Origin of the sequence: Amylibacter sp. IMCC11727 (assembly GCF_029854195.1) — a bacterium.
Lineage (GTDB): Bacteria > Pseudomonadota > Alphaproteobacteria > Rhodobacterales > Rhodobacteraceae > Amylibacter.
The window spans coordinates 1,971,033-1,993,608 of record NZ_CP122960.1 but is presented as its reverse complement, the minus strand read 5'-3'; the positions used below and the strand labels follow the sequence as shown (position 1 = coordinate 1,993,608).

Sequence of the window (22,576 nt, the reverse complement as noted above, 5' to 3'; positions counted from 1 at the left end):
CCTGCTCTTGACGGCGCAATGCGCATACACGATAGGGGCGGTATGGCAAATCCACCGATCCTGACCCTTTCCGATATCATGCTGACTTTTGGCGGCAACCCTTTGTTTGAAGGGGTGAATGCAACCGTTCACGAAGGCGCACGAACTTGCCTTGTGGGGCGCAATGGGTCGGGCAAATCAACACTGTTAAAGGTGATCGCGGGGATCGTGGAGCCAGACAGCGGCAATCGGTTTGTGCAACCGGGCATGTCGATTGGCTATATGGATCAACATCCTGACCTTTCGGATTTTGCAACCTTGGGCGATTTCGCCATGTCTGGTCTGCAGCAGGGCGAAGAATATAAGGTCGAAATGGCTGCCGAAGGGTTAAAGCTCAATCCCGATCAAACACCACAAGCCGCATCAGGCGGTGAGCGCCGCCGCGCCGCATTGGCCAAGATCTTGGCCGAAGCGCCTGACCTGATGTTGCTGGACGAACCAACCAACCATTTGGATATCGAAGCGATTGCATGGCTCGAAGATCACCTGCGCCAAACGCGCGATGCGTTCATCCTGATTTCACACGACCGCGCATTTTTACGCTCATTGACGCGCGATACCATGTGGGTGGATCGTGGGATTGTGCGCCAAAACCCCAAAGGGTTTGAGGGCTTTGAAGAATGGCGCGACAAGACCTTTGATGAAGAAGACATGCAGCGCCACAAACTGAACCGTTTGATCAAGGCAGAGGCCCGTTGGGCAGTCGAGGGTATTTCCGCACGGCGCAAACGAAACCAAGGGCGCGTGCGCCGTTTGGGCGAGTTGAAAGATCAACGCGCATCGCAGATTAAACGGGCCGGCCCCGCGGCGATGGTTTTTGACAGCGGTCAAAAATCAGGCAAACGCGTGATAGAGGCAAACAACATTTCCAAAACCTTTGACGACAAAACCATCGTCACAGATTTTTCCATCCGTGTGGCGCGGGGGGAGCGCATTGCTATGATCGGGCCAAACGGTGTCGGGAAAACCACGCTTCTTAACATGTTAACGGGTAAGCTCGCGCCGGACACCGGGGATGTGAAACTTGGCACAAACCTAATCCCTGCGATCTTTGACCAAAACCGATCCGCGCTCGACCCAAAAGTCAGCCTTTGGGACAGCCTCACCGAAGACAAAGAACTCGGCGTTTCAGGGCAAAACGACCAAATCATGGTGCGTGGCACGCCCAAACACGTTGTGGGTTACCTTAAAGAATTCTTGTTCAACGAAAATCAAGCGCGCGGTCCTGTTTCGGCCCTGTCAGGGGGTGAAAAAGCACGGCTTTTGCTGGCCCGTTTGATGGCCAAGGAAAGCAATCTTCTGGTGCTGGATGAACCCACCAACGATCTGGATGTGGAAACGCTCGACCTGTTGCAAGAGATTTTGGACGATTACGATGGTACCGTTTTGCTCGTCAGCCACGATCGGGATTTTTTGGACCGTGTGGCCACCACATCCATTGTGATGGAAGGGGACGGCCAAGCCACCGTCTATGCGGGCGGGTGGACAGATTACCAAACACAACGCAAAGGCACTGCAAAAGCCACGTCAAAAGAACAAGCTAAACCCAAAAAAGGCGAAAAATCAGCCAAACCCAAGGCGCAAAAACCAAAAGCGACCTTCAAGGAAGAACACCGCTTGAAAGAACTGCCAGCGGTGATTGAGCGCCTTGAGGCAGAGATCGCCAAACTGACGAAATATCTGTCTGATCCAGAGCTTTACACCACAGCACCCGTGAAATTTCAGAAAGCCACAGAAGCGCTGACAGAGCGGCAAGACGCACTTGAGGCCGCTGAAATGGAATGGCTAGAACTTGAGGAAAAGCTCGGTACTTAACCGAGCCGCGCCTCATCCGCCATCATTTGCGCCACCTCCAAGGCAAAATAGCTCAAAATCCCCGAACAGCCCGCGCGTTTGAACGCCAGCAGGCTTTCCATCATGGCCTTTTCGCGGTCGATCCAGCCGTTTTGCCCTGCGGCTGAAATCATCGCGTATTCGCCGGACACCTGATAGGCATAGGTCGGCACGCCAAATTCGGATGAAACGCGCTGACAGATATCCAAATACGGCATGCCTGGTTTCACCATGACCATATCCGCACCTTCATCCAGATCCCGCGCAACCATGCGCAGGGCTTCATCTGTATTGCCCGGGTCCAGCTGGTACGTCTTTTTATCGCCTTTCAGCGCCCCAGACGCCCCAACTGCATCGCGAAACGGGCCATAAAACGCCGACGCGTATTTCGCGGAATAAGCCATAATCGCTGTGTCAGGGAAATCATTCTGTTCTAACGCGCGGCGGATCACACCGATACGTCCGTCCATCATATCAGACGGGCCAAGGATATCGGCACCAGCCTCTGCCTGCACCAAGGCTTGTTGTTCCAACGCCATCAGTGTTTCGTCGTTCAGGATCACACCATCGCGCACCAGCCCATCGTGACCATCGGAATTATATGGATCGAGCGCCACATCCAGCATCACACCGATGTCAGGCACCTGCTGTTTAATCGCGCGGGTCGCCCGATTGACGAGGTTCTCAGGGTTCCAGGCTTCCTCTGCACCAGGTGTTTTTATCGATGGATCGGTGTAAGGAAAAAGCGCCACAACTGGAATGCCTAAATTCGCTGCGTCATTGGCCGCTTCAACGGCCCGTGAAATGCTCAAACGGTTCACGCCTGGCATGCTGTCGATGGGGTCTACTACATCATCGCCGTCACGCACAAAGATCGGCCAAATCAGATCATGGGCCGTCAAAGTGTTTTCGCGCGTCAGATCGCGCATCCAATCCGTGCGTCGGTTTCGACGGGGGCGGGACATGGGAAACGGGGCTGGGGTCACTGCCATTTTGCTCACCTTACTCATTCGTCTCCTAAATGCGCCATAAAACCTGTAAACTTCAATTGGAATTTTCGACGCAATGATTTACCAACCCCCGAACGCAGTGACAAAGGACCCCAAATGGAAGGGTTTTACGAAGAGGTGATCGGCTCTCGCAGCTTTGCCAGTATTTGGTACTGGATTGTTTTTGCTGTGGTTTGGACTCGTACGACTCACTGGACTCTTGGCGTTCCTTACGAAGACGTGCGCAACGCAAATGCGATTGGGGACCAGCACTTGTTGGATCTGGAAACGCAAATGGCGATCAATGTGCGCAAAACCTTGGCCGTATTCGAAGCCAACAGTGTGTTCTTAACCGCCAGTGCCGCGTTTTTGCTTGCCACGGTGTTCATGCTGGGGTTCTATTTTGACATTCAGATGATGCAGGCGGTGTTTTTGCTGGTGTTTCCGCTGACCATTGTGTCCGCGCTTTCGGTGCATTTGGCCCAGCGGTTGCGCGATGAAGATATGCACGGAGACCGCCTGATCAAGGCCTACGTTTGGCATCGGCGCGTGAAACAGGCGATTGGCGCGTTGTCGATCTTTTTCGCAGCATTCTGGGGCGTGTCGCAGACTTTGTTCTCGCCTTACGCGGCGGGTCTGTAAACTCTGCTTGTCGCATGGGGGTGGCTGCGCTAAATCCGCTCAATGGCACAGCAGTACAACAATAATCACAGCACAATTGGCGGCGCACCCGAAGGGTTTGATGCCCATATTTTGGCGCAAGCATTAACAACGCACAACAAACCGATTTTGCATGTGTCGCGCGATGACGCGCGCCTTGCTGCCATGCAGACGGCACTGCAATTTTTTGCGCCAGAAATTCCTGTGTTCGTGTTCCCCGCTTGGGATTGTCTGCCCTATGATCGGGTCAGCCCAAATGCCGAAATCTCTGCCGCCCGCATGGCTGTGTTGGCCACCTTGGCAGCAGGGTTTAATAAACCTTTCATTCTGCTCACGACCGTCAGCGCCACAATGCAGCGCGTGCCAGCCCGTGACACGCTTAAATCTGCCAGTTTTGTGGCCGAGGTGGGCCGTCAGATCGACGAGACCGCTCTGCGAAACTTTTTCGCCCGCATGGGGTTTGTCAAAGCACCAACCGTTGCAGAACCTGGTGATTTTGCCATTCGCGGGGGGCTGATCGACGTTTATCCTCCGGGGGAAAGCGGCCCTGTGCGGCTCGATTTGTTTGGCGATGTGCTCGATGGAGCGCGCCGTTTTGATGCCGCCACGCAGCGCACCACCGAAAAACTCAGCAAACTGGAACTCGCCCCGGTGTCCGAAGTGATCCTGGACGAGCCTTCCATCCAACGTTTTCGCCAAAACTATCGCATCGAATTTGGCGCGGCTGGCACAGATGACCCCTTGTACGAAGCGGTATCCGCAGGGCGTAAACACCAAGGGATCGAACATTGGGCCCCATTCTTTCACGAAACCATGGACACATTGTTCGATTATCTGCCCGATGCGCAGATTTTCATGGATGATCGCGCCACACAAATGCGCCTGTCTCGCTGGGACAGCATCGCCGATCAATACGACGCGCGGCTCGAAGCGCTGAGCAACAAATCCCGCATGGACAGCGTGTATAAACCCTGCCCACCAGACCTGCTTTACCTAAACGACACCGCATTCACTGCCTGTTTGGAAGACCGAACCGTCAAAACCTTTTCCGTGCTGCCACAGGGCTCGGGACCAAACACCACGGACGCGGGAGGGCGACTGGGGCGGTCATTCGCACCAGAGCGCCAACAAGAAGACATCAGCCTGTTTGGTTCGCTCGCGGATCATCTGCGCACCAAACAAAAAGATGGCAAAGTCATCGTTGCAAGCTTTTCAGAAGGGGCACGCGAACGATTGTCGGGTCTGTTGGCCGATCAGGATGTAAACGGCGCAACCAACATCGGTAACTTTTCTGATGTGGCGAACGATAACTCAATTTCTCTTGCTGTGTGGCCGCTGGAACAGGGGTTCACAGCCAAAGGGTTGACCGTTGTTTCTGAACAAGACGTTCTTGGGGATCGCCTGATCCGTGGACCACGGCGCAAACGGCGGGCCGAAAACTTCCTAACCGAAGCACAATCCTTGTCGCCCGGTGACTTGGTTGTGCATCTTGATCACGGCATTGGGCGGTATCGCGGCTTAGAAACAGTGACCGCCGCAGGGGCGCCTCATGACTGTATTCTTTTGGAATACGCCAACAATGATCGTCTGTATTTGCCCGTTGAAAACATCGAACTTCTCAGCCGCTATGGCCACGAAGAAGGGTTGCTGGATCGTTTGGGCGGCGGGGCGTGGCAGGCTAAAAAGGCCAAACTAAAAGAACGCATCCGCGACATGGCGGACAAATTGATCCGCATCGCCGCCGAACGAGCGCTGCGCAAGGCAGAGATCATGGAGCCCCCCGTTGATGCGTGGGATAAATTCTGTGCGCGTTTCCCTTATGTGGAAACAGATGATCAGCTACATGCCATCGAAGACGTGCTTGGGGATATGGCCAGCGGCACACCGATGGACCGTCTGGTTTGCGGCGATGTAGGCTTTGGCAAAACCGAAGTGGCCCTGCGCGCGGCATTCGTTGCAGCCTCTGCTGGCACTCAGGTTGCCATCGTGGCCCCAACCACTTTGCTCGCTCGTCAGCATTACAAATCGTTCGCTGAACGGTTTCGCAACACAGGAATTCGCGTGCGTCAACTGTCTCGCTTTGTGTCTGCCAAAGATGCCGAATTAACCAAAAACGGCATGCGTGATGGGGGTGTGGAAATTGTTATCGGGACCCACGCGTTGTTGGCCAAAAACATCAAATTTGCCAACCTTGGCCTGCTAATTGTGGACGAAGAACAGCATTTCGGCGTGAACCACAAAGAACGCCTGAAACAACTGCGTTCTGACATTCACGTCCTCACGCTGACGGCCACGCCAATCCCACGCACCTTGCAAATGTCCCTGTCTGGTGTGCGAGAATTGTCAATCATCGGCACACCGCCTGTGGATCGCCTTGCCATCCGCACTTATGTTTCCGAATTTGACACCGTCACCCTGCGTGAAGCCCTGCTGCGCGAACATTATCGCGGCGGACAATCGTTCTTTGTTGTGCCGCGTATTTCTGATCTGCCAGAAATCGAAGACTTCCTCAAAACCCAAGTACCCGAAGTCACCTTTATCACCGCAAACGGCCAGATGGCTGCAGGCGAACTCGATGATCGCATGAACGCGTTTTATGACGGTAAATACGATGTGTTGCTGGCCACCACGATTGTCGAAAGCGGTCTGGATATCCCAACCGCGAACACGATGATTATCCACCGCGCTGATATGTTCGGCCTGTCTCAGCTGTATCAAATCAGGGGCAGGGTCGGGCGCTCCAAAACCCGCGCCTATGCGTATCTAACAACCAAACCTCGCAAACCGCTGACCCCGAATGCAGAAAAACGCCTCCGTGTGCTCGGCTCACTCGACAGTCTTGGGGCAGGTTTTACGCTGGCGTCCCAAGATCTCGATATTCGTGGGGCAGGTAACTTGCTGGGCGACGATCAATCGGGCCATGTGCGCGAAGTGGGTTTCGAGTTATATCAAGAAATGCTGCAAGAAGCGATTGCCAAGATGCAGGCCGGCGGCATGGAAGGGCTCACGGACACGGACAGCTGGTCTCCACAAATCAACCTTGGCGTACCTGTTTTGATCCCTGAAGCCTTTGTTCCCGACCTTGATGTACGGCTTGGCCTCTATCGTCGCCTATCATCTCTGTCCACAAAGGTCGAACTCGAAGGCTTTGCCGCTGAATTGATTGACCGTTTTGGCAAACTGCCATCCGAGGTGAACACATTGCTGAAAATCGTGCGCGTGAAAGGCATGTGTAAACGGGCAGGGATTGCAAAATTGGACGGCGGACCAAAAGGCGCGGTGATCCAATTCCACAACGACAAATTCGCAAATCCTGCGGGTTTGGTGGAATATCTTCAAGAACAGCGCGGCACAGCTAAAGTGAAAGACAACAAAATTATCGTGCGCCGTGACTGGGACAAAGACGAAACCAAAATCAAGGGCGCCTATATCATTGCCCGCGATTTGGCCGTTCATGCAAAACAAAAGTAACGGATTTTCGGCATTTTTGTCACAACCCTAAGGGGAATTGCGGCAAAAGTCTTAAAAATGCCATGAATGGTGCCTATCTGCGATTTTGGTAGCAGAGGCAGGTCGTATGGCTGATCCAGTCATTTCAGAAATCAAATATCTAGGGTCTGGGACTCTCGACATGGTCGAGATACGCATTCCTGACGACTATCCCGATCCCGAAAATCTTGTGATGGTGATCTATGATCGCACTCATAACGGCTCTACCACTGCGTCCCCCGCTGCGTCTGATATCTATGCCGTTACAAACGATGGCCTGCTTTATACCGAAGACACGGACAACGACGGAAACGACGATGATGGTGTTTTACACTATACATTTGGCACCAGCGAAAACGGCGATACGATCCGCCTTCATGCGCAAGATGCGGTTGGTCTTTATAATTCGGTGACGGGGGAAACCTATGGGCTTTACTCCTTTGGAAATGACTACACGGTTTCCACAAATTCAGGCGATCCCTTTGCTGGGGTCGCGAGCGAAAACCTCGACACCACGGGCCAGCAAAACGGTGTAACCTCACTTGAGCGTCAGCCGGGTGGAACCTACACAACCAATACCTCACCTGATCCGGGCAGTAGTTATATCTGTTTCACTCAAGGCACGATGATCCTAACAGATCGCGGCGAACGCTCTGTTCAAAGTTTGGCCATTGGGGACCGTGTCATCACCAAAGACGCTGGCTTGCAAACCATTCGCTGGATCGGGCAACGCCACTTTGCTCAGATGGATCAAACGCACGCGCATTTACAGCCAATCACGATCAAGGCGCATGCCTTCGGCCACAATATTCCGATGCGGGACATCAAACTGTCGCCAAACCACGCCATTTTGAACGATAGCTGGAAAAACACACTGTATTTCGCCCAAGACGAAGTTCTGGCACTGGCCAAAAGTTTCATCGGATCCGATTTTGTGTATCAAAGCACCGATCGGGCTGTCACCTATTTCCACATCCTCTTGGATCAGCACGCGTTGATCCAATCTAACGGAATGTGGGCCGAGAGCCTGTATTTGGGTGATGAAAGTCTTGATATGCTGTCTGCTGAAAGCCGTGAAGAAGTGTTCGAAATCTTCCCTGAATTGCGCAGCAATTTAGGCGGATATGGATACAAAGCCCGCCACATGCTGCGCCCCAAAGAAGCCGCTCTTTTGGTTTAACGGCTCAAATCTGCGTCCAACTCGCGCGGGTTCCATTTATTCAGCATGTATCCAACGCCGGCGCAGGCCCCCACACCAAAAATTAGTGGCATTCCCGTGCCGTTGTACATTTGCCCGATGGGGATAACCAAAACCATGCTGCCAATGGTGGAAATGGCACCGATGAGCGCACTGGCTGTCCCTGCGATATGCCCCATGGGTTCCATAGCCATGGCATTCAAGTTTGTGAACACCAGCCCTGACACAAAGAACATCATAATCGACCAGCCTAAAAACAGATACAACAGCGCGGGTCCATCAACCCATCCCGCCCAGATCACTGTGCCTGTGGCCATGGAACACACAAAGATAATCAGCATCCCAATGGAGCTGAGCAACCACATGCCCAATCGCACCACCAGCGCCGCGTTTAAGGCCCCAGCAGCCCCCGAAATTACTGCAATGATCCCGAAATACAGCGGAAAGGCTTCTCCCACGCCAAGCCAATCCACAAATACCTGCTGCGCACTGCTGAGATAAGCAAAGATGAACGAATAGGCGAAACAAAGCGTTATGACCGACATGATTGCACGGCGTGATTTGCGCAGTTCGTGCCAGCCTTCGATCAACACCATCCAGCGAAACGCCTTGCGCTTTTCCACGCGTAAGGTTTCCTCTTGGCGCACCCACAGCCATAGGCAAACCATCAGACCCAACACCACACAAGATAAAAAGATCGACCGCCAGCCAAAGTTCAGCATCAAATATTGCCCAAACAGGGGCGCAACACCTGGCACCAGCACAAACAACATCATCGCCAACGAAACCACACGGGCCATTTGCCGCCCCGCATACATGTCGCGCACCATAGCCATTCCAACCGTGCGCGGCGCGGAAATACCCAGTCCTTGGACAAATCGAGCCACCAAAAGCATTTCTATGGACTGTGTGGCATAGGCCCAAACGCTCGATGCAATGAAAATACCAATTCCGCCTAGGATTACAGGCTTACGCCCCAACGTGTCCGACAGCGGCCCCGCCAGCAATTGCCCGATTCCCGTACCCAAGAAGAATGTCGCGATGATCAACTGCACGCGGCTTACATTTGCTGTGTTCAGATCGGATGCAATTTGCTCGAACGCAGGCAGCATTGCATCTGTGGCATAAGCAATAAGCGAGAACATGAACGCAATCAGCACGATGAACTCTGCAATAGAAAGCTTTTTACCCATGACGCCTGCCTTTAAAAAATAAAGTAGCTATGCCAATCACACCGATAAGTATACCGACAGGCAGAACTCGGCCAAGGATATAGCCAGATGGCAAATGCCCGATAATCATCCCGCAGGGCTGGCAGGTTTGTCATGGGCGTCGGATAGCTCGTTTATGACCTTTTCCCACAGTGCGGTGTCTTGGGCGCCTTGTACGACATAATGATTTCCAATGACAAAACACGGCACGCCAGACACGCCGCGCTCCCGTGCAGATGCGTCGCGGTCTTGGATGTCTTTGACATCCGCGTCGCTTTCCAACAGACGGCGGGTTACATCTGCATCCATGCCCGCACCAGTGGCAATGTCAATTAACGTGTCATGATCTGATATGTCCTGACCTTCGCGGAAATACGCTTTGAACAGACGATCCACCACGGCGTTTTGCTTGCCTTCAAGAGCAGCCCAATGCAGCAGGCGATGCGCATTTAACGTGCTTGGTGTGCGTTCGATCCCTTCAAAATTGATCTCGATTCCTGCGGCCTCGGCAGCCTGCGCAATCGCGCCATACACCTTAACCGCACCCTCTTTACCGCCGAACTTAGCTTCCAGATATTCGCGTCGATCCATGCCCTCGGCGGGCATTTCAGGGTTCAATTGAAACGGGTGCCATTCGATCACAAAATCATGTTCTGGGTGCTTTTCCAGCGCGCGATCCAGTTTGGTTTTCCCGATATAGCACCACGGGCAAATCGGGTCGGAAATGATATCTAGTTTGGTCATGTCGGGGTCCAATCACGCAGCTTTTTGCGCTGAATTTTGTTGTTCGCGCCCATCGGTAACGCATCCATTTTCACAAACATACGCGGCCTTTTGTATTTGGCCAGTGTCTGGGCGCAAATTTCGCTCAGTTCATCGCTCAAATCTGTGTCGGCCACGAAAAACCCAGCAATAACACGCACGTTTTCGCGGACTTCAACCTCAGCAGCGGCGGCCTGTGTGACACCCGTGGCTTGCATCATGGCGGCCTCAACTTCCATAGGGGACACACGATACCCGCCTGCGTTCATCATGTCGTCATCACGCCCCAGATAGGTCACATACCCATCTTCATCCATCGACACGGTATCGCCCGTCAAAAACCAATCCCCTTGGAATTTCGCAGCCGTTTCGTTGGGTTGTTCGAAATACCCAAGCATCAAACCTTGATCGGATTTGTGAATGCCCAGAACCCCAGATGCACCAACAGGAACCGGACCGTTTTCATCCAACACCGCCAAATGCCGACCATTTTGCGCCTTGCCCGAAGTACCAGATTTGTGAGCCACCTTTGGGGATGCAGATACAAATGTGGACACTTCACTCATGCCCAATGCTTCAAACACGGGTTTGCCCGTTTGGCTTTCCCATGCGCTTTTCACGGATTGGGGCATCTTTTCACCTGCACTCAGACCATGGCGCAGGGTGTCAAACCCATCGGCCCCCGTTTCGACGATCTGGCGATACACACCAGGGGCGGCGGCAAAAATGGTGGCTTGATGATCTTGCACCAATCGCCCCCACACTTGGCGATCTGGCGGCCCTGTATACACCATCGCCGTGGCCCCGATGGCCCAAGGGTCCATCAATCCCGTGCCCATGGTGTACGTCCAGTTAAACGCCCCTGCGTGCAGCATTTTGTCATCCGACCGCAGGCCATACCAACCCTCCCACATCATGCGCCGCGCCCAAACCGCACGATGCGCGTGCATCACCGCACGGGGTTTGCCCGATGTTCCGGACGTATAGATCATATAGGCCAGACGGTCAGGCGACCCGAAAACAGGGCTGGCAGGGTCTGATGCGCGCAACTGCGCCACGCCCTTTGCATCCAACACGGGCACGCCCAGATTTGAAAGTGGGTCCAATCCACCTGCAAAGGCCACCATGGCAGGGCGCAGTTCGGAAACGATGTGACGGGTCTCAGCCTCGGTTAACAGGGAGGATGTAGGTACAGGCACGACCCCCACTGCAATGGCGGCCAAAAACAGCACAGGAAACGCAGGATCATTGCCGACCCGCAACAGCAAATTGTCCCCATCCTTCAGCCCCAGATCGAGCAATCCGCCCGCCGTGCGCCATACCGCATCACGCAAATCTGCATATCGCCAGCGTTCAACCGTTTCGCCAAACACCTCAAGCGCAATGGCACCATTGTCACCAGCCGCCAGAACATAATCAGCAAGGTTAAATGGATCAGGGCAGGGCTCTGGGGCTCCGTTCTGGAAGATGGACAGTTGGGTCATGCCCCACCGCTATCGTGCTGTAATTCCCACTGCAAGTGGGATCAATCCGCAGGATCGTTCGGAAACAACACCTTTGCCACGGCAAATGCCGCCACCGCACCGATAATCTGCATCGCAATAAACAATGGCGCACTAGCAGGGGTAATGCCTGCAAACGTATCGCTCATCATCCGCGCGATGGTCACAGCAGGGTTGGCAAAACTGGTAGAGGCCGTGAACCAATAGGCTGCAGTGATATAAAGCCCGACCAGCATTGGCACCGCATCGGGTTTATGGCGAATGCCGCCAAAAATGATCAGCACCAAACCAAAACTCGCGATAAGTTCAGAAAACCCCTGCGCTGGCCCTGCGCGCATCTTTTGCGAAACTTGCAACACGTCCAGATCGAACATCAGATGGGCCGCCCATACCCCCAGCAAGCCTCCAATGATTTGTACGATGATGAAGCCAGCCCCTTCATGCAGCGTGATTTCCTTGCGCAGATAAAACGCCAATGTGACCGCAGGGTTGAAATGCGCACCCGAAATCGGCCCAAAGATAGTGATCAAAACAACAAGGATTGCGCCCGTTGGCAGCGTGTTCCCCAACAACGCTATCGCAGTGTTCCCATCCGCAAGGGTTTCCCCCATGATGCCCGATCCGATCACCGTGGCGAGCAGAAACGCAGTTCCCAATCCTTCGGCCAATAAACGCTGCATTACGACATCTCTCCGATTGTGTTGACGGCTTTTTGCAAAGATTGGCGATCCATATCCTCAAACTTTAGGGAAAGAAAGGCATCCGCGTACTTTCGCAGTTCATCATAAGCCTTTGAAAAGGCGTCAACTACCGCAGCGTGTGGTTCCGTTACAAGGGCAGGGTCATCCACACCCCAATGGGCTGAAACAGGCGCCCCAAGCCAGACAGGACAGGTTTCATCGCGCGCATTTCCGCACACGGTGACAACCAAATCCATTTCTGGGGCATTGGGTTTGGCAAAAACGTCCCAGTTTTTCGATGAATACCCTGTGTCGGGCAATCCAACCGCTTTTAATTGTGCCAAAGCCCCTGGATTGACCTTGCCCGCAGGGTGCGACCCCGCTGAATACGCTGAAATCCGCCCATCGCTGCAATGTGACAGAATCGATTCGAGCAAAATTGACCGTGCGGAGTTTCCAGTACACAGAACCAAAACATTCATTTCGTTATATTCCCCATTTTTGCGGAGCTAACCCTTCATTAACCAACGTACAAAGGGCAAAGTCGGAACCACGCTCAGATGTGAATTTACATACAGCAAAAAAAAACGCCCTCACAAGGAGGGCGTTAAGTTATTGAGGCAGGTTTCATACAGGCAAGAAACCTATCGAGCAGTAAAGTTGTTATACAATTTCGCGCCTCACACGCCAAGTAAAAAAATGAAGTATTTCCCAGACAGGCTTGATACATATAGAAAAACACAAAAACACGAGGCTATTGTTGCACCGATGACACGACCATCCCACCGCGCGTCTGCTATTGTTTCCATTGTGGCGTCAATGGCCTTTCTTCTACCACAAACTGCCTTGGCATCGCCGCAACATGGCCTTGCAATGTACGGTAAACCTGCCCTTGAAAAGGGGTTCAAGGCGCTGCCCTACGCGAATCCGACCGCACCAAAGGGAGGAACGGTCACTTTATCCGAATCTGGCAGCTACGATTCGCTCAACCCTTACATCCTAAAAGGCACAGCCCCTTACGGCATTCGCACCCATGTGGTGGAATCGCTCATGGGGCGCAGCTATGATGAAAGCTTCTCTCTTTATGGGTTGTTGGCCGAAACCGTCGAAACAGATGACGCCCGCAGTTTTGTCACCTTCACCCTGCGTGAAGAGGCCAGATTTTCAAATGGGGATCCTGTTACTGTTGAAGACGTTCTTTGGTCGTTTGAAACTTTGGGGACCAAAGGGCATCCGCGCTACAGTTTTGCATGGAAAAAAATTGCCAAAGCCGAACAAACGGGTCCACGGTCAGTTACCTTTACCTTCAACATCCAAGATCGCGAACTGCCGCTGATCCTTGGCCTGCGCCCAATTCTGCGCAAAGCCGATTGGGAAGGGCGCAATTTCGAAGACAGTTCTCTGGATCAAATCACAGGTTCTGGACCCTACGTTATCGGCAATCTGGAACCTGGCCGCTTTATTACCTTTGAACGCAATCCCGATTATTGGGGCAAAAACCTTGGCCTAAAGGCGGGGTTCGATAACTTTGATACCATCAAATACGACTATTACATCGACAACGCGGTGATCTTTGAGGTGTTCAAAGCAGGCTCCGTTTCGATCTACCGCGAAGGCAACGCGCAACGTTGGACCAATTCTTATGATTTTCCCGCCATTGCCGAAGGGCGGATGGTCCAATCTGAAATCCCGCACCAGCGTCCATCAGGGATGGTTGGGTTTGTAATGAACACCCGCGATCCAAAATTTGCCGACATCCGTGTGCGTGACGCAATGATCCATGCGTTTAACTTTGAATTTATCAATCAAACTTTAAACGGGGGCACATTGCCCCGCGTCACCAGCTATTTTTCAAACTCGGTTCTGTCGATGCAAAACGGGCCCGCAACGGGCAAAGTGGCTGATGTCCTCACACCATTTGCCGATACGCTTCCAGCGGATGCGTTGACTGGCTACGCTTTGCCAAAATCAGATGGAACACCTCGCAACCGTAAAAACCTGCGCAAAGCGCGCAAATTGCTCAACGATGCAGGCTGGGTGATCAAGGACGGTGTCTTGCAAAATGCCGAAGGTACGCCGTTCACTTTCGAAATTCTGCTGAAAAACACCGCCACTGAAAACGAAGCCATCATGAACATCTATGTGGATGCGCTGGAACGGTTGGGGATCAAGGCGACGATAAAGCTGGTGGATTCCGTCCAACACCGCCAGCGCATGAAAACCTATGATTTCGAAATGGCCCATTACAAACGCTACATGTCCCTGTCGCCTGGTAACGAACAAACGCTTTATTGGGGCAGTGCAGGGGTCACTGAGCCGGGCACACGCAATTATATGGGCGTTAACAGTCCCGCCGTTGAAACCTCCATTTCCCAAATGCTCGAAGCACGGGACACAGAAACGTTTCAGGCCAACGTTCGCGCTTTGGATCGTGCGCTCACAGCAGGGCGGTATGTGATCCCGATTTGGTACTCAGACGTCAGCAACATCGCCCACGACGCGCGGCTAAGATACCCCAGCACTTTACCCGCCTATGGGGATTGGTCTGGATTCTTGCCTGATGTCTGGTGGTATGACGACAAAAAATAGGCCCTTGGGATGATCCCAAAGGCCTGAATTCTCTTGGCAATGTAGGGCAGGGTTAACGTACGATCCGCGTGTACTTGGATCCTTCGATGGACACGCCCACCAGAATACCCGCTTGGTTGAACACAACCGCATAAACCGCTTCGTCGATGGTGTTGTTGTCCACACCCGCCGCTTTGGCATTGTCCAAAACCGTAAATTCAACATCTGCACCCAATGTCCAACCCGGACGAGAGCGGAATTTCTGCAAGTGTTCGCTGTCCATAAAGAACAACGCGGAAGAATATTGCTGACCGCCTGCCTGCAAACCGTAACTGGCTGCCCCGACGGAATAGTAATCAACTGGGGCCTCGCCAATCAAAAGCGACCCTTCGCCGTAGGACCCGCCGATGATTAGGCCCGCTTTGGTCACGGTTGGAATAACCAAAACACCTGCCGCATCATCCATCAGTTGGCGCGTAAAAGGCAACTCACTGTGCATTTGCTGCACGGCGCCTGCTACTTTTTCGTCGATTGTAAATCTGGCTCGGCTGTTTGTGCCACCTGCACAAGCGCTCAATCCGCCTGCTGCTGCGCTCGCCATAAATGCGCGTCTGCTCCATCCAGTCATGGGATGTCTCCTGTAAAACTGCTGCGTCGATCTTTTGCCGACATTGATCTTTCCTTACACGCCTTTGTCGCAGCTGTCATCTATTTGCGCAGCGTCCATTGGCAAATCGGCGATTTTTCCCACATTAACCTTGCTTATTGTCTAAAAAACCGTAGTGAACCTTGCAATCACAGGGGATGATCAGATGTCTAACGGTCCACTTCACGGCATCAAAATTGTTGAATTTGCTGGGCTTGGCCCAACTCCATTTGCCGCCATGTCACTGGCGGATATGGGGGCCGAGGTGATCCGCATTCAGCGTCCAAACCTGCAACACCTAATGGGGCTGAAATACGATATTTTAGACCGCAGCCGAGGGTTCATTGAACTGGACCTGAAAAATCCAACCGATATCGAAACGGCTCAGAACCTTATCGCATCTGCGGATGCTGTGATTGAAGGCATGCGCCCCAACGTAATGGAGCGTTTGGGCTTGGGCCCAGACCCGATGTTGGCGCGAAATCCAAAACTTGTGTACGGTCGCATGACAGGATGGGGTCAAACGGGGCCTTTGGCCCACGCAGCGGGACATGACATCAACTATATCGCGTTGTCAGGCGCATTGCATGCCATCGGACCAGCAGACACGCCGGTAATTCCGCTAAACCTCGTGGGGGATTTTGGCGGCGGTGGCATTTATCTAGCCTACGGCATTGTGTGCGCATTGTTAGAAGCGTCCCGTTCAGGGGCCGGGCAGGTGGTGGATACCGCTATTACCGATGGCACCGCGCATCTGATGTCGATGATGTATGCGATGACCCAAGGAAACGCATGGACTGACGCGCGCGAAACAAACATCCTCGATGGGGCAGCCCCATTTTACAACGTTTACCAAACGGCGTGCGGCGGTCACGTGGCCATTGGCGCGATTGAACCCAAGTTCTACGCCGAACTGGTGGATCGCATTTGCGCGGACCCCACGTTAAAAACAACCCAAATGGATCGCAGCACTTGGCCAGCAGTCAAAGACACATTCGCGCAGATTTTCAAAACCAAATCCCGCGATGAATGGACGGCGCTGTTACACGGGACCGACACGTGTTTTGCCCCCGTTTTAACCATCGCCGAAGCCTTCAAAGACCCCCACAACACCGCACGTAACCTGTTTGAAACACATGAAAATGTTGTGCAACCGCGCCCAACACCGCATTTGTCCCGCACCCCAGGTGCTATTCAACCCGCATCACAATCTGTTCCCTTAAACGTTTCCTCTGTTCTTGAAAGATGGCAGTCAAAATGACCAAAACCACTGTATCCCTCGACCTCATCGAAAAAACATCTGCCGATGCACTGATCAAACACGGCGCGGCCCCTTGGATCGCCGCCGAAGTTGCCAAAGCCGTGCGCAAAGCAGAAGCCACAGGCAACTTGATCTGCGGGCTTTATTACCTGGAAAGCTATTGCACACAGTTGGCATCGGGGCGGGTGAACGGAACGGTTGATCCCGTGGTGTCCAAACCCAAACCCGCCTCTGTTCTGGTTGATGCCAAACTTGGCTTTGCCCAGCCAGCCTTTGCCAAAGGGCTGTCCACGGCCCTTGAAACTGCGCATGATATGGGCACAGCCAGCTTTGCGGTGGCCCATTCGCATACTTGTACGTCTTTGGGATATTTCACTGAACAAATCGCAGATGCGGGATTGATCGGCCTTGGATTTACCAACGCCTCTGCCGTTGTTTCACCTCCGGGTGGGAACAAAGCTGTGCTTGGAACCAACCCGATGGCTTTGTCTGTTCCAGCTAAGCAGGGCGGTCTGGCGTTTCAGTTTGACCAGTCCACGTCCGCCATTGCTTTGGGCAAGATCACAATGGCCGCGGCCGCTGGCGAAGATATTCCGCTCGGCTGGGCTGTGGATGAACACGGCACGCCAACCACCGATCCCAAAGCTGCTCTCAAAGGCTCGCTTGTGTCCACAGGGGGCTACAAAGGTTGGGGCTTTGGTCTCATGGTCGAAGTATTGGCCGCCGCGCTCACGGGTTCTGTTAACTCCTTGGATGTGAAAGGGCTGAAACTGCCAGACGGCCCCCCACATGATTTGGGGCAGTTCTATTTCCTTGTGGACCCGACCACATTCGCCGGCGACGCGTTTTACGACCGTTTGGCACGTGTATCAGATGCCGTTGCAGAACAAGAAGGCGCACGCCTACCCGGGTCGCAGCGGGTGTTGCCAAGCGAAGTTTCCATCGATGCAACACTGTGGGAAAACACCCAAAAGCTCGCACAGGCTTAATGCTTAAAGAACCCGTTTGAACACATTGAATTCAAACGGGTTTAATTCTTCGCTGCACGGTCTGCTTCTCGTTTTGCGATACGGCAAACTTCGATAACAGGACGCAGGGCTTTGCTTGATCCGCGCAATGGAAACCGTTCCGTTTTGTCATAGGCCAGCAGTTTGATATCGGCAAAATTGCCAGACACCATGCGGCTGAACACAGGGGACAGCGGCTGTTTTTCAACAAACGTCCAGTCATTGGTACTGTCGTCAAAATTGGCAACATTGGTGTATCCAAAGGACCGAAAATCCATGAACACCATTTCCGTTGGCCCACCAATGGCGTTTGGCTCTGTGCGAATTCCGCTGTCGTTATAAGGGATCGCTGCAACCAATGCGGCGGCTTCGCGATCTTCGGCGCTTAACTGATCGCCACCTTCCGTGCCGCTTTCGATTTCTTGTGCAATGACAGGGGGTTCAAAATCAAACCCTGGGCGGTACCGGATCACCATGGTTGGCACAGACACATCACAATGCACCTGCAATGCCAGCCATTTTTGATCGGCGTCATTGCTGCAAAACAACAAAGCTGTTTCTGGACTGTCCAAGGACTCGCTTGCAGGGATATGTTCCCAACGATCACAGCTGTTGCGCCAATTCAGCGTTTCAGCACCAACCGAAGCAGGAGCAAGCGTCGCAGCAGCAGCCAAGCCCCCCAAAATCAAACAAACTTTCATCCAAAGTATCCTTGCAGCAGTTGTCCTTTGCCCCCAACGGACAAGCCGCGAAAATAAGCGGCAATTGTCAGGAAATAAAGGGACTTTTGAGCATCTTTTGGCCGATAGAGAAATTGTGATCGCATCAAATCTTGCGCACAACTACCCTAGGTAATCCCGATCAGCCAAACAGCCTGTTATTCGTCGAGATAATCGATGAAAGTTTCGCCGCTTTGGGTATAGAGCTTCACCGTATAATCGCCCACTGGCAAACGGAACCGCGAACCCATGCAGTTGTGAACGGCATCTTCCAGCATTTCAAACCCACGCCCAATTTCCCGTGGTGCAATAGGTTCCAACGTATACCCCTGACGGCGTTCCAGATCATCAATGCTCAGCTTTGCTTCGACAATACCTGAAAACTTCTTCCGATCACGGCTTGCGTATTTGTAGCAACGGTGCAGGCGGGCGGCCTTTTCATCAAAATCGACCGCAGGAACGGCCAACCAGTTGATATCAGTCACATTCATCTGCATCCGACCATCTTTGAACAGCATAAACGCTGTGCCCTTGATCTCGCAGGAATCGGCCAGTTCAAGACAATCAAGGATCGCATTGCGTTTTTGACGACCCGCGTCAAACAGAACCTGATACCGCGTGTTGTCGATCTTAAATTGGAAATCAGGGCGCGAACGGCGCTGGTTGCTCACCATTGCATCAAAGGTGAATTGATCTTTGCTCCAACCAGCGAAGGTTTCAGCCATCGTCTTTTCTGGGAGCGTTGGCTCTGTGTCTTCGGCAAGGCTTGGCCCTGCAAAAGCAAAAGTCATGGCAGCAGCGAGGGCGATTTTGGAAATACGAAGTGTCATCTTATGCTCGTTATTTTTGATCTTTGCAGAAAGATGACCGCCGTTTTCGGCAAAAATTGGGCAACAGATGGGAAATGCACGCAAAAAACTGTGGCGAATTTACCCCATTAAGTTGAAAGCCCGCAACACCACCGTTCTTTTCTCGCCGATTTACAGGTCCAGCTCTTCGACGAACTGCGCGTTTTGCTGGATGTATTCGAACCGCAACTCTGGTTTTTTCCCCATCAAACGTTCTACCAGATCAGATGTTTCCCCTGGTTCATCGTCATCAACGGACACGCGGATCAATTTGCGCGTCATGGGGTTCATGGTGGTTTCTTTCAAATCCACCGCATTCATTTCACCCAAACCCTTAAAACGGGACACGTCGATCTTACCACGACCACCAATGCCTTTTTCCAGCAATTCATCCCGTTCCACTTCATCCAGAACATACACGGTTTTGGACCCTTGAACGAGCTTGAACAGCGGCGGACACGCTAAATACAAATGCCCCCCATCCACCAGTGGGCGCATTTGGGTAAAGAAGAACGTCATCAACAGGGCCGCAATATGCGCTCCATCCACATCGGCATCGGTCATGATGATGATTTTTTCATACCGCAGATCATCAAGGTTAAATTTGGTCCCCATGCCAACGCCCAGCGTTTCGCACAGATCACTGATTTCTTGGTTTGACATCAACTTGCCGCTGGCCGCACCCAAAACGTTCAGGATTTTACCCTTCAACGGCAACAAAGCCTGCGTCTTACGATCTCGCGCGCCTTTGCCTGATCCCCCCGCAGAGTCGCCCTCTACGATGAACAACTCGGTTCCAGTGCGGTCTTTGTTGGTACAATCCACCAATTTACCTGGCAGACGCAGCTTTTTCGTAGCGGATTTCCGTGCGGTTTCTTTTTCGGCCCGTCGGCGCATCCGCTCTTCGGCTTTCAGCACCATGTAATCAAGGATCGCACCTGCCGCTTTGGTATCTGCCGCCAGCCAGTTGTCAAAATGGTCGCGAACCGAATTCTCGACCCATTTTTGCACTTCGACTGTGGCCAAACGATCCTTTGTCTGGCCCACAAACTTTGGCTCGCGGATGAAAACAGACACCAGCGCACACCCGCCGCCCATCACATCGTCACGGTTGATCTGGCCCGCCTTTTTATTGCCGAGCAATTCGCCATACGCCTTGATCGCTTTCATCACCGCGCCCCAAAAACCCGCCTCATGGGTGCCGCCTTCGGGCGTTGGGACCGTGTTACAATAGGATTGCATGAACGCATCGCGTGATGGGGTCCAGTTGATCGCCCAATCCACAGAGCCGACAACTTGTGAACCGAATTTTTCGGAAAAATTCACCTGCCCAGCAAATGCCTTATCAGAATAGGTGCTAGACCCTTCCAACCGCTCCGCCAGATAATCCGCCAAACCATTGGGGAAGTGGAATTTATCTGTCAGTGGCGTGTCATCGTCTTTGCCAATACAGGCTGCATCGCATTTCCAACGAATTTCAACACCCGAAAACAAATACGCCTTAGATTTGGCCATGGCATACAGGCGTTTTGGTTTCAATTTCGCCGTTGCGCCAAAAATTTCAGGATCAGGATGAAACGTCACAGTTGTACCGCGCCGATTGTTCGTCGCCCCAAGCTTCTGCAACGCCCCTTGGGGCACGCCACGGCTAAATTCCATGGCAAATAGCTCGCGGTTGCGTGCCACTTCGACCCGCAAATGATCAGACAACGCATTCACACAAGACGAACCAACACCGTTCAAACCACCAGAGGTTTCATAGTTGTCGCCCGAAAACTTTCCGCCCGCATTCAGCGTACAAAAAATAATCTCGAGCGCCGATTTACTCGGGTCTTTGGGATGCGGATCAACTGGGATACCGCGCCCGTTATCGCGCACGGTTACGCTGAAATCTGCGTTCAGCTCAATTTCAATCCAATTGGCGTGGCCCGCGACCGCCTCGTCCATGGAGTTATCGACAATTTCGGCCACCATATGGTGCAAAGCGCGGTCATCCGTGCCCCCGATATACATACCCGGGCGCAAACGTACATGCTCCATATCCTCCAACACTTGGATAGAAGACGCGTCATAGGCGTTTTTCTCAGGTTCAGCTCCTGAAAGAAGGTCACTTGCGGCCATGATTGCTCGATTCCTGCTGGCTCAATTGTTGGCCGCATTAGACCATTTGGGGCAGGGCGGCGCAAGATGTTGTGTCGGCTTGTTGCCAAAACTTACTTGCTCCTTGTCGTGTTTTCGGTCAAGTGCTGCGCCATGGCACGGCTTCTGTTTTTCCTGGCACTTATTCCGATCCTATTGTTGTTGGGATCGACGCCGGGATCCTTGCATCCCGTCGCAGACAGCCTCGCTGTATTCCGCTTTCACATCGCATGGTTTGCCTTGGCAGGGGCCGTGGTCTTGCTGGTGCAAGGCTGGCGTCGCTCTGGTTTGGCGGTGGGTGCCTTATCTTTGGCGGCCATCGGTGCCATCTGGTGGAGCTATTTCCCACAAACGCCAAACGACGATCTGCCGTATTCGCTTTATCAAAAGAACCTGTCGTTTCGTTTGGGCAAAGCAGATGACATCATCGCTCACATCAAAGGCTCAAATGCGGATTTTGTCACCTTGCAAGAGGTCACGCGCCGCAACACGGAAATCCTATCGGGCCTATCCTCAACCTATGCCGCACAATCCTTGTGTAAGTTTCGCAGTGTGGGCGGTGTCGCCGTTGCATCAAAATATCCCCGAACCGATGCAGATATCCTCTGTATCGAAGAATTGGGGCTGGTGGGCATGAATGTGCAAACCCCTGATGGACCAGTCTGGTTGCTGTCTTTACACCTGTCATGGCCGTATCCTTACAGCCAAGCGGCCCATTTGGACGCTATCTTACCTACACTTGAAAATTTAAAGGGTCCTGTTGTGTTGGGGGGTGATTTCAACATGGTCCCATGGTCTTACACCATGACACGGGTCGAAACGGCTATCCGCGCCAAACGGGTCGGGGCCACAAATGGGACTTTTCTTCTCGAAGACCTGATCACAATTCCAATCGACCACGTCTTGGCCCCAACAAACTGCGTGGGCGAGGTTTCGACCCTTGACCTTCTCGGATCGGATCATCACGGTGTGCTTGCGCGCTTCACTTTGGAAGCCTGCTAACCTGCTTGCGCTGCGCATTTCCG

At 53.0% G+C, this 22,576-nt stretch carries 18 protein-coding genes; 8 read left to right on the top strand and 10 right to left on the bottom strand.

Annotated elements, in window-relative coordinates; all coding sequences use genetic code 11:
• Nucleotides 1–42 precede the first annotated feature (42 nt).
• Nucleotides 43–1,854 (top strand): ATP-binding cassette domain-containing protein, encoded by a 1,812-nt coding sequence (locus tag QBD29_RS10090; RefSeq protein ID WP_280097967.1) that lies wholly within the window; start codon nucleotides 43–45, stop codon nucleotides 1,852–1,854.
• On the opposite strand, the gene hemB is transcribed toward QBD29_RS10090, so the two are convergent.
• Entirely contained in the window at nucleotides 1,851–2,864 is a 1,014-nt protein-coding gene (gene hemB / locus QBD29_RS10085) for a porphobilinogen synthase (protein ID WP_280097966.1), read from the bottom strand. The genes QBD29_RS10090 and hemB overlap by 4 nt on opposite strands.
• 114 nt (nucleotides 2,865–2,978) lie before the next feature.
• Here hemB and QBD29_RS10080 point away from each other — a divergent pair, with 114 nt between their 5' ends.
• From QBD29_RS10080 to QBD29_RS10070, 3 genes are all read left to right on the top strand, one after another.
• On the top strand, nucleotides 2,979–3,503 hold the full coding sequence (locus QBD29_RS10080; RefSeq protein WP_280097964.1) for a component of SufBCD complex: 525 nt from the start codon (nucleotides 2,979–2,981) through the stop codon (nucleotides 3,501–3,503).
• A 42-nt stretch (nucleotides 3,504–3,545) separates the two neighbouring features.
• Nucleotides 3,546–6,992 carry a transcription-repair coupling factor gene (mfd, locus tag QBD29_RS10075; protein WP_280097962.1) on the top strand — a complete coding sequence of 1,149 codons (3,447 nt, stop codon included), beginning with the start codon at nucleotides 3,546–3,548 and terminating at the stop codon, nucleotides 6,990–6,992.
• Between the two features lie 106 nt (nucleotides 6,993–7,098).
• On the top strand, nucleotides 7,099–8,190 hold the full coding sequence (locus QBD29_RS10070; RefSeq protein ID WP_280097961.1) for a Hint domain-containing protein: 1,092 nt from the start codon (nucleotides 7,099–7,101) through the stop codon (nucleotides 8,188–8,190).
• Here QBD29_RS10070 and QBD29_RS10065 read toward each other — a convergent pair.
• The 5 genes from QBD29_RS10065 to QBD29_RS10045 form a co-directional block, all read right to left on the bottom strand.
• The gene (locus tag QBD29_RS10065; protein ID WP_280097960.1) at nucleotides 8,187–9,401 is read right to left on the bottom strand and encodes a multidrug effflux MFS transporter; all 1,215 of its coding nucleotides are present in this window, start codon (nucleotides 9,399–9,401) and stop codon (nucleotides 8,187–8,189) included. The two genes, QBD29_RS10070 and QBD29_RS10065, sit on opposite strands and share 4 nt — an antisense overlap.
• Nucleotides 9,402–9,506: 105 nt before the next feature.
• Nucleotides 9,507–10,163: a DsbA family oxidoreductase gene (locus QBD29_RS10060; protein ID WP_280097959.1), complete on the bottom strand. Its 657-nt coding sequence runs from the start codon at nucleotides 10,161–10,163 to the stop codon at nucleotides 9,507–9,509.
• Nucleotides 10,160–11,665 carry an AMP-binding protein gene (locus tag QBD29_RS10055; protein WP_280097958.1) on the bottom strand — a complete coding sequence of 502 codons (1,506 nt, stop codon included), beginning with the start codon at nucleotides 11,663–11,665 and terminating at the stop codon, nucleotides 10,160–10,162. Before QBD29_RS10055 ends, QBD29_RS10060 begins: the two co-directional genes overlap by 4 nt.
• Nucleotides 11,666–11,706: 41 nt before the next feature.
• Nucleotides 11,707–12,363, bottom strand: a complete 657-nt coding sequence (locus QBD29_RS10050) for an MIP/aquaporin family protein (RefSeq protein ID WP_280097957.1) — start codon at nucleotides 12,361–12,363, stop codon at nucleotides 11,707–11,709.
• Nucleotides 12,363–12,845, bottom strand: coding sequence for an arsenate reductase ArsC (locus QBD29_RS10045; protein ID WP_280097956.1), 483 nt, complete (start codon nucleotides 12,843–12,845; stop codon nucleotides 12,363–12,365). Before QBD29_RS10045 ends, QBD29_RS10050 begins: the two co-directional genes overlap by 1 nt.
• 391 nt (nucleotides 12,846–13,236) lie before the next feature.
• Between QBD29_RS10045 and QBD29_RS10040 the strand changes: the two genes are divergently transcribed.
• Entirely contained in the window at nucleotides 13,237–14,952 is a 1,716-nt protein-coding gene (locus tag QBD29_RS10040; protein ID WP_280097955.1) for an extracellular solute-binding protein, read from the top strand.
• Nucleotides 14,953–15,004: 52 nt separating this feature from the next.
• Here the strand turns inward: QBD29_RS10040 and QBD29_RS10035 are convergent, their stop codons facing one another.
• Entirely contained in the window at nucleotides 15,005–15,559 is a 555-nt protein-coding gene (locus QBD29_RS10035; protein WP_280097954.1) for a lipid-binding SYLF domain-containing protein, read from the bottom strand.
• A gap of 184 nt (nucleotides 15,560–15,743) precedes the next feature.
• Between QBD29_RS10035 and QBD29_RS10030 the strand changes: the two genes are divergently transcribed.
• Both QBD29_RS10030 and QBD29_RS10025 read left to right on the top strand, forming a co-directional pair.
• Nucleotides 15,744–16,838, top strand: a complete 1,095-nt coding sequence (locus QBD29_RS10030; protein ID WP_280097953.1) for a CaiB/BaiF CoA-transferase family protein — start codon at nucleotides 15,744–15,746, stop codon at nucleotides 16,836–16,838.
• Nucleotides 16,835–17,827: an Ldh family oxidoreductase gene (locus tag QBD29_RS10025; protein ID WP_280097952.1), complete on the top strand. Its 993-nt coding sequence runs from the start codon at nucleotides 16,835–16,837 to the stop codon at nucleotides 17,825–17,827. The genes QBD29_RS10030 and QBD29_RS10025 overlap by 4 nt, the downstream gene beginning before the upstream one ends.
• 41 nt (nucleotides 17,828–17,868) lie before the next feature.
• Here QBD29_RS10025 and QBD29_RS10020 read toward each other — a convergent pair whose 3' ends face one another.
• The 3 genes from QBD29_RS10020 to parE form a co-directional block, all read right to left on the bottom strand.
• The gene (locus tag QBD29_RS10020; RefSeq protein WP_280097951.1) at nucleotides 17,869–18,546 is read right to left on the bottom strand and encodes a hypothetical protein; all 678 of its coding nucleotides are present in this window, start codon (nucleotides 18,544–18,546) and stop codon (nucleotides 17,869–17,871) included.
• Between the two features lie 176 nt (nucleotides 18,547–18,722).
• Nucleotides 18,723–19,394 (bottom strand): hypothetical protein, encoded by a 672-nt coding sequence (locus QBD29_RS10015; RefSeq protein ID WP_280097950.1) that lies wholly within the window; start codon nucleotides 19,392–19,394, stop codon nucleotides 18,723–18,725.
• A 150-nt stretch (nucleotides 19,395–19,544) separates the two neighbouring features.
• Nucleotides 19,545–21,533 carry a DNA topoisomerase IV subunit B gene (gene parE, locus QBD29_RS10010; protein ID WP_280097949.1) on the bottom strand — a complete coding sequence of 663 codons (1,989 nt, stop codon included), beginning with the start codon at nucleotides 21,531–21,533 and terminating at the stop codon, nucleotides 19,545–19,547.
• A 132-nt stretch (nucleotides 21,534–21,665) separates the two neighbouring features.
• Between parE and QBD29_RS10005 the strand changes: the two genes are divergently transcribed.
• A complete protein-coding gene (locus tag QBD29_RS10005; RefSeq protein WP_280097948.1) occupies nucleotides 21,666–22,553 on the top strand; it encodes an endonuclease/exonuclease/phosphatase family protein in 888 nt (295 codons plus the stop codon).
• Nucleotides 22,554–22,576: the final 23 nt, after the last annotated feature.

Excerpts from the sequence above, each read along its gene's own strand:
- QBD29_RS10090 (WP_280097967.1), top strand. The coding sequence starts at position 43 with ATGGCAAATCCACCGATCCTGACCCTTTCCGATATCATGCTGACTTTT.
- hemB (WP_280097966.1), bottom strand. The coding sequence starts at position 2,864 with ATGGCAGTGACCCCAGCCCCGTTTCCCATGTCCCGCCCCCGTCGAAAC.
- QBD29_RS10080 (WP_280097964.1), top strand. The coding sequence starts at position 2,979 with ATGGAAGGGTTTTACGAAGAGGTGATCGGCTCTCGCAGCTTTGCCAGT.
- mfd (WP_280097962.1), top strand. The coding sequence starts at position 3,546 with ATGGCACAGCAGTACAACAATAATCACAGCACAATTGGCGGCGCACCC.
- QBD29_RS10070 (WP_280097961.1), top strand. The coding sequence starts at position 7,099 with ATGGCTGATCCAGTCATTTCAGAAATCAAATATCTAGGGTCTGGGACT.
- QBD29_RS10065 (WP_280097960.1), bottom strand. The coding sequence starts at position 9,401 with ATGGGTAAAAAGCTTTCTATTGCAGAGTTCATCGTGCTGATTGCGTTC.
- QBD29_RS10060 (WP_280097959.1), bottom strand. The coding sequence starts at position 10,163 with ATGACCAAACTAGATATCATTTCCGACCCGATTTGCCCGTGGTGCTAT.
- QBD29_RS10055 (WP_280097958.1), bottom strand. The coding sequence starts at position 11,665 with ATGACCCAACTGTCCATCTTCCAGAACGGAGCCCCAGAGCCCTGCCCT.
- QBD29_RS10050 (WP_280097957.1), bottom strand. The coding sequence starts at position 12,363 with ATGCAGCGTTTATTGGCCGAAGGATTGGGAACTGCGTTTCTGCTCGCC.
- QBD29_RS10045 (WP_280097956.1), bottom strand. The coding sequence starts at position 12,845 with ATGAATGTTTTGGTTCTGTGTACTGGAAACTCCGCACGGTCAATTTTG.
- QBD29_RS10040 (WP_280097955.1), top strand. The coding sequence starts at position 13,237 with ATGTACGGTAAACCTGCCCTTGAAAAGGGGTTCAAGGCGCTGCCCTAC.
- QBD29_RS10035 (WP_280097954.1), bottom strand. The coding sequence starts at position 15,559 with ATGACTGGATGGAGCAGACGCGCATTTATGGCGAGCGCAGCAGCAGGC.
- QBD29_RS10030 (WP_280097953.1), top strand. The coding sequence starts at position 15,744 with ATGTCTAACGGTCCACTTCACGGCATCAAAATTGTTGAATTTGCTGGG.
- QBD29_RS10025 (WP_280097952.1), top strand. The coding sequence starts at position 16,835 with ATGACCAAAACCACTGTATCCCTCGACCTCATCGAAAAAACATCTGCC.
- QBD29_RS10020 (WP_280097951.1), bottom strand. The coding sequence starts at position 18,546 with ATGAAAGTTTGTTTGATTTTGGGGGGCTTGGCTGCTGCTGCGACGCTT.
- QBD29_RS10015 (WP_280097950.1), bottom strand. The coding sequence starts at position 19,394 with ATGACACTTCGTATTTCCAAAATCGCCCTCGCTGCTGCCATGACTTTT.
- parE (WP_280097949.1), bottom strand. The coding sequence starts at position 21,533 with ATGGCCGCAAGTGACCTTCTTTCAGGAGCTGAACCTGAGAAAAACGCC.
- QBD29_RS10005 (WP_280097948.1), top strand. The coding sequence starts at position 21,666 with ATGGCACGGCTTCTGTTTTTCCTGGCACTTATTCCGATCCTATTGTTG.